Origin of the sequence: Marinobacter sp. CHS3-4 (assembly GCF_030053415.1) — a bacterium.
Taxonomy (GTDB): domain Bacteria; phylum Pseudomonadota; class Gammaproteobacteria; order Pseudomonadales; family Oleiphilaceae; genus Marinobacter.
This window is the reverse complement of the sequence record NZ_JASGBJ010000001.1, coordinates 1,338,186-1,356,763: the sequence shown is the minus strand read 5'-3', so window position 1 is coordinate 1,356,763 and position 18,578 is coordinate 1,338,186. Positions and strand designations below refer to the sequence as shown.

The following is an 18,578-nucleotide window of genomic DNA, read 5'->3' as shown; positions in this document are numbered from 1 at the left end:
GCTGGGCCATAGCTTAGGGATTCGTGAACAAAGATCAACGGTTGTCTTTGCGATTCAGAGTCAGAGACTCGAGGCCGTTGCCATTCACTTCAACCCGAGACCAATACCCGGGCGTCACAGCTAGCACGGCGCAGGGAGTGGTGAGAACTTGGGTGACGACGGCATCCGCCGGTGGACGACGTAAGAAAACCGTCAGCCGCAAGGTGCTGTCGACAATCTGGGAGCTGGCCAGTGTCAATCCGAACCCTCCGGTTGGCTTCTGGCCAAGCCCCACGATCAGCAGATGTTCCCGTTCAAAATTCAGGTTTTCCATCGGTTTCATGGACAGATTCTGCATGGTCCATTGCTTGAGGCGGGTCAAATCCTGTGCACTGGCAATGTATGTCAGCCCTTCTGAGCCAACGCCGCACTGGTCCGATTCGGTAATCTGCCTGGCCAGCGGAGCGCCTTCAGGAGTGGCTGTCATTTGGTGACTGCAAGCGGTCAGTGCCAGAAAAACGACCGCTCCAGTAAAAGCATTCAGTCTACGCATCAGGGCGCGTACTCCTTGGTGAGTTCAGGCTGATCGCTTGCCTCTGATTTTACCCGGTACCCCTCGAAGCCGACACGGGGCATTCCCATGGCACTGATGGTCGGGCGCCGGAAACTGGTGTTCAGGCGGACCCCATTCTGTGGATCGTCCCCAAGCCGGATCGTTTCCGGCAGGCCATTGACCGGGTATTCCGCACAGGCCTCGCCGTTCTCGCAGATCAGGCCATTGTTATCTGTGTCAGTGCCAGCCACCAGGAAGTAATTGGCGGGCTCGATATCGTCGAACTCGAACCGGTAGCGGCCATCCGTCGCTGTTACGATGGTCTGCTGAATCTCGGCTTCTTCATCATCGGCGTTAATCAGGAGGATATAGTGCCGGCCCGCATTCTTGTCATCAACATCAGCGCCCAGCTGCAATGAAACCGGAATCGCGAGGGTGTCCGCTGCTCCGTTGTCAGGATCGTAACTGACTACCAGCTCCGTCACGAAACGCCCTTCCGGATCCAGCCCATCAGGGCTAGCAACGACATTAACCTGCAGAGGCTGTTCCGGATCCTCCACACTGGCCGATAACCAGGGCGCCCCGGGGGTCAGGTCTGTGATGGTGACGGTCTCATTTTCCGGAAAGGGGTTGAGCGTCAACGCTGAGCTGAGTACCGCAGAGTTAAACTGAATGGCAGAGGGGGACGAGGATAGAGAGATGGGGGGATCACCTTCCAGCACGGCGTACACAGACTCCAGCGCATCAATCAACCCGAAGCCATAATCGCTGGTTGGCGCCAGTGGCCGTGTCAGAGAACCGCCCCGCAAGAAAGCCAGAAACTGCACTGGCGTTAGCGTGGGCACTTCTCCTTTCATCAGTGCATACACGCCTGCAACGTGGGGGGCGGCCATGGAAGTGCCTTGAAGAGATGCATAGTTAGCAACAAAACTGCCGCCTTCATCCGTTCCGTAGGTGCTGACAACCAGATCCGCAAAGCCGTCCTGATCGGCGTCACGCGAGGCGTCCCCGCCGGGTGCCACCACATTCACCGAAGGCCCGGTGTTTGAATAACCGGCCAGCACACCGGCACCGTCCACGGCGCCGACTCCAATCACATTGTCGTAAGCGGCAGGAAAGGTTGCGTCACTCGTGGCGGCATTACCGGCTGCTGCAACAATAAGCTTGCCATTGCCTCCATCCCACGCCGCATTTATGGCATTGCGCAGAGCCTCGCTATTACCGAGCCCACCCAGACTGAGATTCAAGACGTCAATTTCGTCGCGACCTGCGGCCCAGTTAATGGCCGCAATCAAATCCGAAGACGAGCCTACCCCTTCTTTGCCCAAGACTCGCAGCGGATAAATCAGTGCCTCAGGAGCCACCCCGACAATGCCGATGTCATTGTCGACCGCGGCCGCAATGCCAGCGACGTGCGTGCCATGGAAGTTACTGCTTCGACTTCGTCCGTCTCCCGGGTCAGCAGGGTTGGTGTCGCGGCCAGCGGTGCCATCGATATCCCGATCACCGGTGACAAAATCCATGTTTGGTTCTGGATCCGTTTCTGTTACCAGTCGCACATTGGCATCCAGATCCGGATGCCAGGCGCCCCTCGAAGACGGCGACGAACTGAATAATCCGGTATCGAGAACCGCTATGCCGACACCCGAGCCATTATTGGGTGCAACCTGCCAGGCCAGCCGGGTTTGCATCAGTGTCAGATTCCATTGCCGAGAGAAGAAGTCGTCATTGTCCGGTGCGACAGCCTGCGCCGTGTAGATGTAATCAGGCTCCGCGCTGACAACCCCCGGTTGCTTACGCAGTGAACGAATCCAGCCCAGGGTGCTCTTCCGCTGATCCGGTTCGGCCTGATCAGACAAAATTCGTACCGCAGAGCTGTTGCGCTTCATAAGCCAGGTGCCGTTACCCAGGGATTGTTGCCTGACCACGCCAACCGAGGAAGCCATTGCCCTTGGCGCGGCTGGCACAGCCATCTGAACCACAGCTTGATCAATCACAAAAGTTGGCTCCGAATACCGGGCGTTGAGGCTTGTGGTGGAGGCGATATCCGCCAGAGACAGCACATAGCGAAACGGCATGCCCCCACTGGTCGACAATTCAATCAGGTAGGAGCCTGACTCAAATCCGGTCGGCAAGGTGACAGTCATCGGGTTCAGATCCCCGGTTCTTTCAACCGGTGGTAAGGCGTCGACAAGGTTTCCGCCGTCGGATTTAAGTACCCGGATCTGTCGGGTCGGATCCGCAATGTCGGTCACCAGGAACAAGTCCGGGGAGGCAAACACCTGAAGAGAGATTCGGTCACCTTCCGCCAGCTCTGCGACGTATAAATCGGTGCGGTCCCTGGAGTAGTCAAAAGGCCCATTGGGATAGGAGCCTATCGGGTTATCGTAGGTGTCGTCGTTAAAACTCAGATAGCCACCGACTGTTGCGTTGGCAGGCAATTGCTGAGCGGTGGCAGGGGTATTGTTGTCAACGGAAAGCCCAAGGCGCGCCTCGTCTGCAGTATCGCCATCGACCCTTGTGTTGGTCTCGATGCCAACGGAACCAGACAGATCAGGCGGCACGGGTCCGGAAGAACCACCCCCACAACCCGATAACCACAAACCAGTTCCGAAAACCAGAAGACCGAAACCTAACGCCTTTGCCATAAACAACCCACCGACAATACTGCTACTTCACATCCCGTTCACGCAGTATGACTGCAAATGACTATATTCTGAAATCAGGTACGTTCAGCGGGCGGGCCGGGTTAAAGGAATTGCTTCATTCCCATCATGCCCATGACCTGCGAGGTCAGATCATCAAGGCTCAGCCCGCCGTCAGGACGGAACCAGGTCACGGTCCAGCTGAGCGCCCCGGTCAGCATTCGACGAACCACGAAAGGATCGGCTGCCAGCACGTCTTCTGTTCTGAGTGCTTCCAGAACCTCTAGCCACAGCGCCTCATAGATATCCCTGAGTTTCAGCACCTCTTCCTGCGAACTTTCAGACAGGCTTCGCCATTCAAACACCAGAACCGCCATCGCCTCTCCCGTTTGACCGTTGATGGACTCCAGCTCTGCCCGGATCAGGGCGCGGAGTTTATCGGCGTTGGACTCTGCAGCATCGACAGCGGACTGCATCAAGGCAGTGTTGAGCCGAATGGTTTCTACCATCACGGCTTTCAGGATTTCTTCTTTGGTGCGGAAATGGTGAAACAGACTGCCCGACTGAATCCCGACTGCCGCTGCCAGATCACGCACGGTCGTTCGCTCATACCCTTTATCCCGGAACAGACCGGCGGCTTCACGAAGCAAGCGGCCGCGGGCGCCGGAAGGATCCGATACCAGGTTGTCGGCTATCAGGGACTTAAGGATGGCGTCTTGATTCACGGGGGTGTCTCGTACAGCGGAACGGTTGGCGACATTCTATCTCGATTCGGGCTATTTACAAACCAAGCGCTTGCTTGGTATCTTCATTTTCACCCTCAAGGAATAGGTAACGATATGCCTGACAACACCGGCCGCAAGGTTCGCATCGGTTGCTCTGCCGCCTTCTGGGGCGACACCGAAACGGCTGCCGCTCAACTGGTACAGCACGGCAACATTGACTACCTGGTTGCTGACTATCTTGCCGAAATCACCATGTCCATCATGGCCGGGCAAAAGATGAAAGACCCTTCCCAGGGCTATGCCCGCGATTTTGTTCAGACGGTCATGGCCCCCCTGCTTGAAGACATTAAAACCCGAGGCATACGTGTGCTGGCCAATGCCGGCGGCGTTAACCCGGTAGCCTGTCGTGAGGCACTTCAGGCACTTTGTGACAAAGCAGGCGTGGACCTGAAAATTGCTCTGGTTCTGGGCGACGACCTATTACCTGTGAAAAAGCAGCTGGCAGGAAACGACATCACCGAAATGACCACGGGGCAGCCCATGCCGCCCATGATGGTCAGCCTGAATGCCTATCTGGGCGCCCCGGGCCTGGTCGCTGCATTGGACCAGGGCGCAGACATCGTGATCACCGGCCGGGTGGCAGACAGCGCCCTGGTCCTCGCACCCCTGGTACACGAATTCGGCTGGGCCTGGACCGATTACGACAAACTGGCGCAGGGCAGCCTCGCGGGCCATCTTCTGGAATGTGGCGCTCAGTCCACCGGCGGCAATTTCACAGACTGGCAGGACGTTGCTGATGGTTTCGACAACATGGGCTTTCCCGTGGCCGAGGTGCATGCCGACGGCGACTTTACAATCACCAAGCCTGAAAACACCGGTGGCAAGGTGTCAATCGGAACAGTCGCCGAACAACTGGTCTATGAAATTGGCGATCCCCGCGCTTACCTCTTACCCGACGTCGTCTGCGACTTCACCGGTGTCACACTGAACGAAACCGGTAAAGACGAAGTCACGGTTTCCGGCGCCAAAGGTTTGCCCCCGACGGACAGCTACAAGGTCTCCGGCACCTGGCCCGACGGTTTCAAATGCACCGTCACTTTCCTGTTGGCAGGTATAGACGCTCCCATCAAGGCCCAGCGAGTCGCCGAGGCCATTCTGTCCAAAACATCCCGGATGTTTCAGGAGAAAGGCTTTGCCGATTACACCGACACCAGCATCGAACTGCTGGGAACCGAAGCCACCTATGGCGAACACGCCCGAGGCGACCGTTGCCGGGAGGTAGTCGTCAAGATCAGCGTAGCCCACGTCAAGAAGGAAGCCCTGGTGCTGTTCTCGCGGGAAATTGCCCAGGCGGCAACCGGCATGGCACCGGGCATTACCGGCATCGTTGGCGGCCGTCCCACTGTATGGCCCAAGATACGTCTGTATTCGTGCCTGGTTCCAAAGACGGGCGTTGAAATCTCTGTCGACCTTAACGGTGAAAGCACGCCAATCTCTGTGAACACCGAGGGTGGCTTCAGCCCAGATCAATTGAAAACTCAACCCAAAGGTAACGCAGCAGAGCCAACCGATGTTTCGGTGCCGCTGATCAAACTTGCGTGGGCACGCAGCGGCGACAAAGGTGACCATACCAACATCGGCGTGATTGCCCGCCGAGCCAAGTATGTACCCTATATTGAAGCGGCATTGACGGAACAGGCCGTCGCCAATTGGATGCGCCACACCCTCGACCCGGAGCGTGGCCGCGTGACGCGCTGGTCCATGCCTGGCTTTAATGCGTTTAATTTTCTACTGGAACACAGCCTGGGCGGCGGCGGTGTTGCCAGCCTACGCATTGATCCCCAGGGCAAGGCCTTCGCCCAGCAGTTGCTTGAATTTCCGATACCGGTGCCCTCTTCCCTGGCTTCTCTTTAAGGAATACAAGAATGAGCTATCAATCCATCTTCCATCCCGACCTTTTCAAGGGCCAAACCTTCATCGTGACCGGCGGTGGTTCTGGCATCGGGCGCTGTACCGCCCATGAGCTGGCTGCGCTCGGTGCCAGGGTTGCACTGGTTGGGCGCAAGGCCGAAAAAGTGGAAGCCGTTAAAGCCGAAATCTCAGAGGACGGTGGCATTGCCTCGGCTCATGCCTGTGATATTCGCGAGGAAGAGTCCGTCAAGGCAACCGTCAAAGCGATCATCGCAGAGCACGGCGGGTTGAACGGTGTGGTCAACAACGCTGGCGGCCAATTCCCTTCACCGCTGGCGGGTATCAACCAGAAAGGCTGGGAAACCGTGGTTCGCACCAACCTGACCGGCGGCTTTTTGATGGCCCGGGAAGCCTATACCCAGGCACTGACCAAGACCGGAGGGGCCATCGTCAACATTGTGGCCGACATGTGGGGCGGCATGCCCGGCATGGGGCATTCGGGTGCCGCCCGCGCCGGCATGGTGAACTTTACACAGACCGCTGCGGTTGAGTGGGGCTGTTCCGGGGTGCGCGTGAACGCGGTCGCCCCGGGCTGGGTAGCCTCCAGCGGTATGGACAACTATCCGGAACACATGAAGGAATGGATCCGCAGCCTTGGCGATAACGTGCCCATCAAGCGCCTGGGCACCGAATCGGAAGTCAGCGCGGCCATCTGTTTTCTGCTCAGCCCCGGCGCCGCTTTTATCAACGGAGACTGCCTTCGCATTGACGGTGGTGCGTCCCAGGGCGGGCGGATGTGGCCTCTTCCCAAAGCCAAAAATAATGAGCCATTCAATGGTTTTCACCGTGCAGTGACGCCAAAAGTATTGAGCGAGGATTGAGGGCACACCATGCAGGTACTCGAACCAACCACAACGTCTGACTCCGAAGATTTCGGCGCGAACGCCGAAGCCATGCAGGCCCACATCGACACCTTCCGCGAAGTTGAACAGAAAGTGCTCGACCTGGCCGAAGCGGCCCGCGAGAAATTCACCAAGCGCGGTAAGCTGCTGCCCAGGGATCGCATTAACCGTCTGCTGGACCGGGGCACCCCCTTTTTGGAGCTGTGTTCACTGGCCGGTTATAAAATGCACGACGACAAGGACGGTAGCCAGGCAGGCGGCGGTATTATCGCCGGTATCGGCACCGTCAGCGGTGTTCGCTGCCTGATCGTTGCCAGTAACAGCGCTATTAAAGGTGGCACCATCACCCCGGCCGGTTTGGACAAAACCCTGCGCCTCCAACAAATCGCCTCGGAAAACAAGTTGCCGGTTGTATCACTGTCTGAAAGCGGCGGCGCGAACCTGAACTACGCCACCGACATCTTTGTGCTGGGCGCCCGTGGTTTTGCCAATCAGGCTCGCATGTCTGCGTCCGGCATTCCGCAGATCACGGTGGTGCATGGCAACGCGACGGCGGGCGGCGCCTATCAGCCCGGCCTGTCTGACTACGTGATCGTGGTGCGGGAACAAGCCAAAATGTTCCTGGCTGGCCCACCCCTGCTGAAAGCCGCCACTGGCGAAGAAGCCACCGATGAAGAGCTGGGCGGCGCCCAGATGCACGCCGAAGTGGCAGGCACCGCCGAATACCTGGCCGAAGACGACGCCGACGGCATCCGCCAGGCTCGAAACGTTCTGGAATCGCTGCCGTGGAACGAGCACTTGCCACCGCAACGGGAACTGTCGTGGGAAGAACCTCTCTATTCAGAAGAAGAACTGTTGGGCCTGATTCCCGCCGATGCCAAGAAGCCGTATGACGTACGGGAGATCCTCGCGCGCCTGGCGGACGGCTCGAAGTTTATGGACTTCAAGAACGACTACGACGACCAGACTGTGTGCGGCACCATCCGCATTGAAGGCCATTCGGTCGGCATCATCGGCAACAACGGCCCGATAACGCCAGCAGGCGCGACCAAAGCAGCCCAGTTCATTCAACTCTGCGATCAGGCCGGCACGCCATTGCTGTTCTTGCACAACACCACCGGGTTCATGGTGGGCACCCATTCCGAGCAGAACGGCATCATCAAGCATGGCTCCAAGATGATCCAGGCCGTGGCCAACTGCCGGGTGCCGAAAGTCGCAATTGTGATTGGCGGTTCCTATGGTGCAGGTAACTACGCCATGTGTGGTCGCGGGCTGGATCCAAGATTCATCTTTGCCTGGCCCAACAGCCGAACGGCAGTGATGGGCCCAGCCCAGGCGGGCAAGGTGATGCGCATTGTGGCGGAGGACAAACAGCGCCGCAGTGGCGTTGAGCCCGATGCCAAGACTCTGGATTTTCTGGAGCAAGCAACGGCCAAGAAATTGGAAGACGGTTCAACAGCCCTGTTTGGCACGGCGCGACTGTGGGACGACGGTCTGATCGACCCTCGCGATACGCGGCGGGTTCTGGCGCTGGTGCTATCGGTCTGCCGCGAGGCGGAAGCCCGGCAGTTGCGGCCCAATACATTTGGTGTTGGTCGTTTTTGACAGACTTCACCCGCAGCCGCCACCCAAGCTAAACACCGTGCCACCAAAACCACCAGGCGCGGACTAACAACACCGGAGAACAAGAATGAAATTTACCGAAGAACACGAAGCCCTGAGAAAAACCGTCCGGGATTTCGTCGAAAAGGAAATTAACCCGCACTGCGACGAGTGGGAAGAAGCCGGCGAGTTTCCGATTCATGAGATCTTCAAGAAACTGGGCGACCTCGGCATTCTCGGTATCCAGAAGCCCGAAGAATACGGTGGCATGGGGCTGGACTATAGCTACAACCTGGTCGCGGCAGAAGAACTCGGGATGGCTCATTGCGGTGGTGTGCCGTTGGCCGTGGGCGTGCAAACCGATATGTGCACCCCCGCCATTGCCCGCTTCGGCTCTGACGAACTGAAGCGAACCTTTCTGGCACCTGCCATTGCTGGCGATATGGTGGGCTGTATTGGCGTCAGCGAAGTCGGCGCAGGGTCTGATGTGGCCGGCATGAGCACCACCGCCAAAGCGGACGGTGACGATTACATCATCAACGGCTCCAAGATGTGGATCACCAACAGCCCCAAGGCCGATTTCATCTGCCTGCTGGCCAACACATCGGACGACAAGCCCCACAAAAACAAATCCCTGATCGTCGTGCCCATGAATTCACCGGGCATCTCCTTCAGTCCGCACCTTAACAAGTTGGGCATGCGATCCTCAGAAACCGCGCAGATTTTCTTTGACGATGTGCGCGTTCCGCAACGCTATCGCATTGGCGCCGAAGGCACCGGTTTCATCATGCAGATGCTGCAATTTCAGGAAGAGCGAATGTGGGGCGCTGCCAACGTCATTAAGGCGCTGGAAAACTGCATCTACCAGACCATCGAGTACTGCCGTGAACGGAAGACCTTCGGGCAGCCGCTGATCAATAACCAGTCGATCCATTTCCGACTGGCCGAACTGCAAACCGAAGTTGAAGCGCTGCGTGCCCTCACCTATCAGGCGTGTGAACTCCACATCGAGGGGAAAGACGTGACCCGACTGGCATCCATGGCCAAATTGAAAGCGGGCCGACTGGGCCGCGAGGTCACGGACAGCTGCCTGCAGTATTGGGGCGGCATGGGCTACATGTGGGACAACCCGCTGTCCCGAGCCTTCCGCGATGTGCGTCTGGTGTCCATTGGCGGCGGTGCGGACGAAATCATGCTGGGCATTATCTGCAAGACCATGGGCATCTTGCCCGGTAAACAGAAAGACTGAACAGCGGAGGTAACGGCGCCATGGAACAGCTAGCACAATGCGAGACCCTGATCGTCGAAAAACAGGGGCCGACCCTGCACCTGACCCTTGACCGTGCGGATGTCCGCAACGCCATGAGTCTACAGATGGTTGCAGAGCTTTCGACGGTGTTTTCCCAGATTGAGCAGGACGACAGCATCCGCGCCGTGGTGGTCCGCGGAGCGGGTGGTCATTTTTGTGCCGGCGGCGATATTAAAGACATGGCAGGCGCCCGGGGACAAAAAGTCGAGGAAGGCGAAGTCGACCCGTTTTACAAGCTCAATCGAGCCTTCGGGCAAATGATCGAACAGGTCAACCAATCCTCCAAGGTTGTCATCGCCGTCACGGAAGGCGCGGTCATGGGCGGCGGGTTCGGGCTTGCCTGCGTCTCTGACGTGGCCATCGCTGGCCCTACCGCCAAATTTGGCATGCCCGAAACCTCTCTGGGCGTCATCCCGGCCCAGATCGCACCGTTTGTGGTGGAACGGATCGGCCTGACCCAGGCACGTCGATTGTCGCTGTTGGGTTTGAGAATTGACGCTCAGGAAGCCTGCTCGCTGGGCATTGTTCATCAGGCCGCTGGCTCTGATGAAGAACTGGAAACCATGCTCAACCAAGCCCTGGAGCGTGTCCGCCACTGTGCCCCGCACGCCACGGCGGAAACCAAGGCGTTGCTACATAGGGTTGGTCACGAAGACATGAGCAGCCTGCTTGATAGCGCGGCGGAGAAATTTGCGAACGCCATTCGTGGTGAGGAAGGCGCGGAAGGCACCATGGCGTTTATGCAAAAACGGCCGCCCAAATGGGCTGAGACGAAAGACTGAAGGGACCAAGAGCATGCTAAACAAACTCCTGATAGCGAACCGGGGCGAAATCGCCGTTCGCGTTATCCGCACGGCCAAATCCCTCGGCTACCGCACCGTGGCCGTTTTTTCCGAAGCCGATGCCAACGCTTTGCACGTTGAACTGGCCGACGAAGCCGTCTGTATCGGGCCGGCTCAGGTCTCGGCCTCTTATCTCAATGCAGACGCTATTCTGGAAGCCGCCAGAAAAACCAGCGCCGACTGTGTGCATCCGGGCTACGGCTTCCTGTCAGAGAACAGCGACTTCTCCAAAGCCTGCAAAGAAGCCGGCCTGGTGTTCGTCGGGCCACCGGAAGCCGCCATCGAACTGATGGGTAGCAAACGCCGTTCAAAAATCGCCATGCAAGAGGCCGGGGTGCGAGTTGTGCCAGGTTTCGAAGGCAACAATTCGGATGACGACGAACTGATCAAGGCCGCCGCCGACATCGGTTACCCCCTGATGATAAAAGCCTCCGCCGGCGGTGGCGGCCGGGGTATGCGCCAGGTGGACTCCGAGGCCGACCTTGCGGACAACCTGAAACGCGCTCGGTCCGAATCCCGACAGGCGTTTGGCGACGACGAACTCATCCTCGAAAAAGCCGTGATCGAGCCCCGCCATATCGAAATTCAGGTCTTCGCAGATCAACACGGTAACGCCGTCTATCTGGGAGAACGGGATTGTTCCATCCAGCGCCGACACCAGAAAGTGGTTGAGGAAGCCCCCTCACCCTTTATGACCCCCGAACTTCGCCAAGCCATGGGCGAGGCCGCTGTGAAAGCAGCCCTGGCCTGCAATTACGAGGGGGCCGGCACCGTGGAATTTCTGGTGGATAAAGACCGCAACTTCTACTTTCTGGAAATGAACACACGGTTGCAAGTAGAGCACCCGGTCACCGAGCTGATCACGGGGCAGGACCTGGTGGCCTGGCAGCTAACCGTCGCGGAAGGCGAGCCTCTTCCGCTGACCCAGAAAGACGTCGCATTGCAGGGCCACGCCATCGAAGTGCGCCTGTACGCTGAAGATCCAGCCCAGAATTTCACGCCACAGACCGGCACCCTGCTCCGTTTCGATCCCGCCGAAGGAGACGGAATCCGCTTCGACAGCGGCGTACGGACAGGTGATGACATCACGCCTCATTACGACCCCATGCTGGCCAAAGTCATCGCCTACGGGAAAAACCGGAACGAAGCACGCAGACGACTGATCACGGCACTGGAAAAAACGGCGGTATTCGGAACCACCACCAATCAAGGCTTCCTGTCGCGAATCATCGCCAATGACAGTTTTGGTCGAGGTGAAGCCACCACCGCGTTTCTGCTAACCGAATTCCGTGACGATCCGTCCATGGCACCCGCCCAGATTGGCACCCGGGAACTGGCTCTTGGCGCCGCTCTTTTCAGTCAGGGAAACCAGCAACAGCGTGCCTGGAGCAACGCGCCTGCCACCGTTACTCCGATGAAACTGGCGACAGACAGTGAGTCCTTCAATGTGTTGGTTCGCACCAGAGGCCACCGCGTCACCGTGACGGCCGGCGAGCAACAGCATGAACTGGAGCTGGTCTCCGCGGCGGAAGGTAACGCATGCATCATCGACAATGGGGTCCGTCAGGTTTGCCAATATCACCGTCAGGGTGATCATCTATATTTGCAGGCGTTCGGCAAGAACCTGACCTTTAAAGACCTGACCCATCAACCCGCCAGCGGTAGCGCCAACAGCGGAACCGGGCAGATCAAAGCAACGATGGATGGCGCACTGATTGACCTGTTGGTCGAACAGGGACAGGCCGTCAAACAGGGGGATACGCTGGTGATTCTGGAAGCCATGAAAATGGAGCATCCGGTCAAAGCAGACCGCGATGGCATCCTCGCAAACCTACCAGTATCAAAAGGGCAACAGGTGAAACGGAACCAGCTGCTGGCTGAAATCACCGCCGACGAAACCGCTGAGGACACAGGGCAATGAGCGATTCAACTTCTCTGAAAAACAGAACCGTGTTCATCACCGGGGGCAGCCGCGGCATTGGCCGCGCCATCGCTCTGGCCTGCGCCCGCCAGGGAGCCAACGTGGTCATTGCCGCGAAATCCGACCAACCTCACCCCAAGTTGCCAGGCACCATTCACAGCGTTGCCGACGAAGTTCGAGCTGCCGGTGGACAGGCGCTTCCTCTGGTTCTGGACGTACGCGACGAAGCACGCGTGAGCGCTTGTATTGATGAAGCTGGCCATTACTTTGGCGGCATCGACGCGGTGATCAACAACGCGGGGGCGATCAAGCTTACTGGCGTGGAAAAACTCAAAGCCAGCCGGTACGACCTGATGCATCAGGTCAATGCCAGGGCGGTGTTTCTCACCAGCCAGGCCGCACTGCCCTGGCTCAAAGAATCGGATCGCGCCCATATTCTCAGCCTGAGCCCGCCCTTGAACCTGAACACCAGGTGGTTTGCCAATCACGGCCCCTACACAACCACGAAGTACGCGATGACCATGCTGAGCCTGGGCATGGCCGAAGAATTCCGGCGCCACAACATTGCCGTGAATACGCTCTGGCCGAAGACCCTCATCGCAACGTCTGCGATCGAATTTGAAGCCGGTGGCCCGCAGTTGATGGCCCAGGGTCGCAAGCCCGACATTATGGCTGATGCGGCGATCAGCATCCTGAGCAAACACGCGAACGAATTATCAGGTCAAACCCTCATTGATGAAGATGTCCTTCGCGGCGATGGGCAGACCGACTTTGAACACTATCGGTATCAGCCAGGAGACAAACCACTGATACCCGATCTTTTTCTGGACGACTGAAACGGACCCTTCTATGACACAGGATACTGTCACGGCCCGCGACCTTGCTCGCAGCCTGCCCAACATCGCCAAACGCTTCCCGACGATCGCCAAGGGCCTTTATTACTACAAAGCCAAGAAGCCGAAGAAGTCGTTGACCCTGGGCAGGCTCATCGAAAGCAACGCCAAGTCCTATGGCAATCGGCCGGCTATCCTGTATCAAGATCGTAGCCTGACCTGGCGGGAACTGGACGCCTGGGCCAACCAGATTGCCCGCTATCTGGCGTCCGAAGGCCTGAAGAAAGGCGACGCCATTGCCATTTTTCTTGAGAACCGTCCAGAGTTGCTGGCCGTTCTTGCTGGCGCAGCAAAAGCAGGCATCGCCTGCGCCATGCTGAATACCTCCCAGAAAGGAAAGGTACTGACCCACAGCATCAACCTTATTCAACCAAAACTGGTGGTTGTCGGCGAAGAAATGGTCAGTGTGTTTGACGAGGTTAAAGCGTCGATTGATACCCACCACGCGCGCCCGTTCCAGTTCCTCGCGGACGCAAACACCCTGAGCATCTTCGGTGAGGCACCAGAGGGTTACGCCAACATGGCGGCCGGCGTCAGCGGGCATCGCAGTGACACGTCTGGAGTCACCAACCCTCCGACGATGGCGGACACCGCCGTGTACCTGTTTACCTCTGGCACCACCGGACTGCCCAAGGCAGCGCCTGGCTCCCACCGCAAGTTTATCAAGGCTTACGGCGGATTCGGCCTGATGTCACTGGCCATGGAACCGGAAGACGTTCTCTACTGCACCCTGCCTCTCTACCATGGCACTGCGTTGCTGGTTTGCTGGGGATCGGTGCTGGCCGGCGGCTCTGCGCTTGCGCTTCGCCGCAAATTCTCCGCCAGGGAATTCTGGAAAGACGTCAACTACTATCGCGCGACCACGTTTGGCTATGTGGGCGAGCTGTGTCGCTACTTACTTAATCAGCCAGCCTCGGAAAAGGACCGTCAGCACACGCTGACCAAAATGATCGGCAATGGCCTGAGGCCCTCGATCTGGAACGAGTTCAAATCCCGATTCGGCATTGAGACCGTTGCGGAGCTATACGCTTCCAGTGAGGGCAACATTGGTTTCAGCAATTTTTTCAACATGAACAACACGGTGGGATTCTCAACCGCGCCTTACAAGCTGGTGGCGTTCCACGACGGCACCCGAGATCCGATCAGGGACAGCAAAGGCTTCATGAAGGAAGTCGACAAAGGCGAACCCGGGCTACTGATCGGTGAAATCACCAAAGCCTGGTCGTTCGAGGGCTATACCGAGAAAGAAGCCACGGAAAAGTCGATCCTGCGCGACGCCTTCAAGAAAGGCGATGAATGGTTCAACACCGGGGATGTGCTGCGAAATATTGGCTGTGGCCATCTGCAGTTCGTGGATCGCATGGGCGACACCTTCCGCTGGAAAGGCGAAAACGTCTCGACCACCGAGGTAGAAAACATCATCGACGGCTCGGGATTGGCGGAAGAAGCCATCGTTTACGGCGTCGAAATCCCAGGCACCAATGGCAAAGCCGGTATGGTAACGCTCGTCCCTCAATCGAATTCGAACGAATTTGATACAGACAAGCTTCTGAAATACCTGCAGGACAACCTGCCGCCTTACGCCATTCCGGTGTTCATCCGAGTGACGGACAGCATCGAGAAAACCGGGACGTTCAAGTACCGAAAGGTGGATATTCAAAAGCTGGGATACTCGCTCGACAGGAAAGATGACGCCGTGCTCGTGCTGTTGCCCAAGGATAATGGGTATACCGAGCTGACGCCCGCGCTGAAGCAACGGATTGATAATGGGGAGATTGGGTTTTAGGTTCCGTTCGAGCCTATAAATGCGATCCCAGCTTGCGCGACTCGGAGTGCTGCGACGGAAAGAACTCCCTCCCAAAAAACGCTACGAGCTCATCCATGAGCGCTTGGGCTCCGCACATTTTTGGGAGGGAGTTCTGTCCGTCGCATGCCAACATTGGCGGAGATCGCCTGCTGGAAATAACTCGAAGCTACACAGCCGAAACGGCGCAAACGCCGAATCTGGCAGGCCGATTCCCAGATACAAGAGACGAAAAGGTCAGCCCTCAGGCACCAACTTTCAGCACGATCTTCCCGGTAGCAGTCCGACCAGTCAGCGCACCCAGCGCCTTCTCGTAGTCTTCAAACTCGAACACCTGGCTAATCTTCGGATGGATTTTGCCTTCAGAGAACATCTTCATCAGCTCCATCATGTTCTGAGCACTGTTCTCCGGTTCGCGCTGGGTAAAGCTGCCCCAGAACACGCCGACCAGGGAACAGCCCTTGAGCAGCGTCAGATTTGCCGGCACTTTAGGGATGTCGCCAGCGGCGAAGCCGATGACCAGGTGACGGCCATTCCAGGCCATCGCCCGCAGGGCCTGTTCGGTAAAGTCGCCGCCGACCGGGTCGTAGACGACGTCCACGCCCTTACTGTGGGTCAACTTCTTTACCGCTTCTTTCAAGGGCTCGTTGGTGTAGTTGATAACCTCATCTGCACCGGCCTGTTTGGCAACCTCCAGCTTCTCGTCGGTGCTGGCAGCCGCAATAACGTGGGCCCCCATGGCTTTACCAAGCTCCACAGTTGCCAACCCCACACCGCCACTGGCACCCAGAACCAGAAGCGATTCGCCCGGCTGGATGTTTGCGCGCTGCTTCAACGCGTAATAGGAAGTTCCATAAACCATTGAGAAGGCAGCGGCTTGTTCATCAGACATGCTGTCCGGAATTGGCAGTAGATTTTGCTCGGAAACCACCACTTCCTCGGCAAAAGCGCCGAATCCTGTCAGCCCGGCCACTCGGTCACCCGGTTTAAAGCGAGTCACCTTTTCTCCGACTTCAATGACCTCACCGGACATCTCGCCGCCTGGCGAAAACGGCATGTTAGGCTTTAGCTGGTATTTACCTTCAATAATTAGCGTGTCCGGAAAGTTCAGTCCGGCAGCCTTCACGCGAACCTTGACGCCGCGACCTCTTACCACAGGGCTTTCAATCTCTTCGATGACCAGATTGCTGGCCGGCCCGTATTCCTTGCAGAGAATCGCTCTCATCGTGTCACTCCGTTCGTCAGCTTTAGTTATGGAAGGATAGTCTGTTTAAAGACCGAAGCTAACCAGAGAAGCACCATGAATCAAATGAACAAATCTTATCTCGGCAGATAAGTCTGCCTTATAACTCTCGATTGTGCTTCAGAACGTGGTGCTGGCGTAGGCCAGGGCTCCGACAACACCAATCGCAGCCACCAGCAACCCGAATCCCAACCACTTGATGCCTGACTCGGCTCGCCGAGCCGTAGACGTGTCAGTATCGTGATTCACGATCTGACCTTGTTCGCTTGAGGCGCGAATGAGATCAATCATTTCTTCGCAAAGTTCTCGGTTGAAGCTGAGAGGCTGAAAGGAGGTCATGTCGTGCTTTTCCAAAAGCTTCCGCACATCTGACGAGAGCGGCACATACTTCATGGACCAATTAGAGAAGGATCTTGAAGAAAGCGGCTCATGGACAAGAGTTGAGATAGACCGATGACGGTCATCTTTCGCGATGCGATCGTACAATTCGTTGACCGCATTTTCCTCTCCCTCGAGATACTGGAAAAAGAACCCGTCGCCATAATATAGGCCACCAACGATTTCGCGTCTGGCGTTGTTGCGCCTGGACGTCATCAGTATCCGCGCCACGTTTGGCTCTACACCCTGCTCTACAGGCTGTTCACGAAAAGTTGCTTCACTGGCATAGGCCAGACGGATAAGAGACATAGCAGTTTACTCCCGGAAAATTGGCTGAACGTTTCAGAGGCCGATATCTGTATATTTTGAAGTCGCATCCAAAATACGAGGATGCCTTCAGAATTGGATCAGAAAGGGCCGCAGATAATTCCCCCTCTGTTCCAAACGCGATGAAAAACCGATACCCCCGGGCCCTCTCACTTGGCCTGAACTCGGGCAATCGTTAAACTGCGGCTTTTATATCTACTTTCACGACTCTCCCGACTCACAACCCCTGTAAGGCAGACCATTACATGCTCGAACGACTATTCAAACTTCAGGCGCACGGCACAAACGTTCGCAAAGAGGTCATCGCAGGGATTACCACCTTCCTGACGATGGCTTACATCATCGTGGTCAACCCCAGCATTCTATCCAGTACCGGCATGGATTTCGGCGCAGTGTTTGTGGCCACCTGTCTGGCCGCCGCCATTGGCACACTGATCATGGGCTTCTGGGCAAACTATCCTATTGCCCTGGCCCCCGGTATGGGCCTGAACGCGTTTTTCTCGTTTACAGTGGTCGGCAGCCTGGGATACAGCTGGCAGGTTGCCCTCGGAGCCGTATTCATCTCGGGCTTCATTTTCTTTCTGTTGAGCATTTTCAGGATCCGGGAATGGATCATTAACAGCATTCCCATGTCCCTCCGATTTGGCATTTCGGCAGGTATTGGCTTCTTCCTGGCTCTGATCGCCCTCAAAAATGCCGGCATCGTGGTCGACAACCCGGCAACGCTGGTTGGTCTGGGTGAAATCAAGGTCGCGGAAAGCCTGCTGTTCTTCGGCGGTTTTGTGGTGATCTGCGCCCTTTCCTTCAGACAGATCACCGGCGCGGTCATGATCGGCATTCTGGCCGTCACCGGCGTGGCTATGATGCTGGGCATGGTGGAATACAACGGTTTCGCCTCCGCTCCGCCCAGCCTGGCTCCCACTTTCCTGCAGCTGGACCTCGCCGGTGCGTTCAATGTCGGCATGATCAGTGTGATTTTTGCCTTCCTGTTCGTCGACCTGTTTGACACCTCTGGCACATTGATCGGCGCCGCCCAGCGCGGCGGTCTTCTCGATAAAGACGGCAAGCTACCGCGCCTGGGTCGTGCGTTGATGTCGGACTCAGTCGCAACCATGTCAGGCGCTGCGCTGGGTACCTCGACAACCACGTCCTACATCGAGTCCACAGCAGGCATTTCTGCTGGCGGTCGCACGGGCCTGACTGCCGTTGTGGTGGCGGTTCTGTTCCTTGCTTGCCTGCTGCTTTCGCCGATTGCGAAGATCATCCCCGCCTACGCCACTGCGCCGGCACTTTTGTACGTCGCTGTCCTGATGGCCAGCGGCCTGAAGCTTATTAACTGGGATGACATCACTGACGCCGCGCCAGCCGTGGTAACCGCTCTGATGATGCCACTGACGTTTTCCATTGCTAACGGCATCGCTCTTGGCTTCATTACCTATGCCATCCTCAAAGCTGTGAGCGGCCGCTGGAGTGAACTGAACCCCAGCGTCGTCATTATCGCACTGGTCTTCGTTCTGAAATTCATTTTCTTGGAAGCGGCGTAA

14 protein-coding genes are annotated in these 18,578 nt (G+C 57.3%); 9 read left to right on the top strand and 5 right to left on the bottom strand.

Annotated features, from left to right (window positions below; all coding sequences use genetic code 11):
- Positions 1–34: 34 nt before the first annotated feature.
- From QLQ17_RS06305 to QLQ17_RS06295, 3 genes are all read right to left on the bottom strand, one after another.
- Entirely contained in the window at positions 35–532 is a 498-nt protein-coding gene (locus tag QLQ17_RS06305; protein ID WP_283208694.1) for a protease complex subunit PrcB family protein, read from the bottom strand.
- Entirely contained in the window at positions 532–3,180 is a 2,649-nt protein-coding gene (locus tag QLQ17_RS06300) for a S8 family peptidase (RefSeq protein ID WP_283208693.1), read from the bottom strand. Before QLQ17_RS06300 ends, QLQ17_RS06305 begins: the two co-directional genes overlap by 1 nt.
- 101 nt (positions 3,181–3,281) lie before the next feature.
- Positions 3,282–3,902, bottom strand: coding sequence for a TetR/AcrR family transcriptional regulator (locus QLQ17_RS06295; protein ID WP_283208692.1), 621 nt, complete (start codon positions 3,900–3,902; stop codon positions 3,282–3,284).
- A gap of 114 nt (positions 3,903–4,016) precedes the next feature.
- On the opposite strand from QLQ17_RS06295, the gene QLQ17_RS06290 reads away from it, so the two are divergent.
- The 8 genes from QLQ17_RS06290 to QLQ17_RS06255 all read left to right on the top strand — a co-directional run bounded on the left by QLQ17_RS06290 (position 4,017) and on the right by QLQ17_RS06255 (position 15,068).
- Complete coding sequence (locus tag QLQ17_RS06290; RefSeq protein WP_283208691.1) at positions 4,017–5,816, top strand: acyclic terpene utilization AtuA family protein; 1,800 nt, start codon at positions 4,017–4,019, stop codon at positions 5,814–5,816.
- 11 nt (positions 5,817–5,827) lie between these two features.
- A complete protein-coding gene (locus tag QLQ17_RS06285; protein ID WP_283208690.1) occupies positions 5,828–6,694 on the top strand; it encodes an SDR family oxidoreductase in 867 nt (288 codons plus the stop codon).
- A gap of 9 nt (positions 6,695–6,703) precedes the next feature.
- On the top strand, positions 6,704–8,320 hold the full coding sequence (locus tag QLQ17_RS06280; protein WP_283208689.1) for an acyl-CoA carboxylase subunit beta: 1,617 nt from the start codon (positions 6,704–6,706) through the stop codon (positions 8,318–8,320).
- A gap of 85 nt (positions 8,321–8,405) precedes the next feature.
- The gene (locus QLQ17_RS06275) at positions 8,406–9,566 is read left to right on the top strand and encodes an acyl-CoA dehydrogenase family protein (protein WP_283208688.1); all 1,161 of its coding nucleotides are present in this window, start codon (positions 8,406–8,408) and stop codon (positions 9,564–9,566) included.
- A 20-nt stretch (positions 9,567–9,586) separates the two neighbouring features.
- On the top strand, positions 9,587–10,408 hold the full coding sequence (locus QLQ17_RS06270) for an enoyl-CoA hydratase/isomerase family protein (RefSeq protein ID WP_283208687.1): 822 nt from the start codon (positions 9,587–9,589) through the stop codon (positions 10,406–10,408).
- A gap of 13 nt (positions 10,409–10,421) precedes the next feature.
- The gene (locus tag QLQ17_RS06265) at positions 10,422–12,389 is read left to right on the top strand and encodes an acetyl/propionyl/methylcrotonyl-CoA carboxylase subunit alpha (protein ID WP_283208686.1); all 1,968 of its coding nucleotides are present in this window, start codon (positions 10,422–10,424) and stop codon (positions 12,387–12,389) included.
- Positions 12,386–13,225: an SDR family oxidoreductase gene (locus QLQ17_RS06260; protein WP_283208685.1), complete on the top strand. Its 840-nt coding sequence runs from the start codon at positions 12,386–12,388 to the stop codon at positions 13,223–13,225. The genes QLQ17_RS06265 and QLQ17_RS06260 overlap by 4 nt, the downstream gene beginning before the upstream one ends.
- Before the next feature lie 13 nt (positions 13,226–13,238).
- A complete protein-coding gene (locus QLQ17_RS06255) occupies positions 13,239–15,068 on the top strand; it encodes a long-chain-acyl-CoA synthetase (protein WP_283208684.1) in 1,830 nt (609 codons plus the stop codon).
- A 262-nt stretch (positions 15,069–15,330) separates the two neighbouring features.
- Here QLQ17_RS06255 and QLQ17_RS06250 read toward each other — a convergent pair whose 3' ends face one another.
- Entirely contained in the window at positions 15,331–16,311 is a 981-nt protein-coding gene (locus tag QLQ17_RS06250) for an NADPH:quinone oxidoreductase family protein (protein ID WP_283208683.1), read from the bottom strand.
- Positions 16,312–16,449: 138 nt separating this feature from the next.
- Complete coding sequence (locus QLQ17_RS06245; RefSeq protein WP_283208682.1) at positions 16,450–17,016, bottom strand: BLUF domain-containing protein; 567 nt, start codon at positions 17,014–17,016, stop codon at positions 16,450–16,452.
- Between the two features lie 263 nt (positions 17,017–17,279).
- Between QLQ17_RS06245 and QLQ17_RS06240 the strand changes: the two genes are divergently transcribed.
- Positions 17,280–18,578, top strand: coding sequence for an NCS2 family permease (locus QLQ17_RS06240; protein WP_283208681.1), 1,299 nt, complete (start codon positions 17,280–17,282; stop codon positions 18,576–18,578).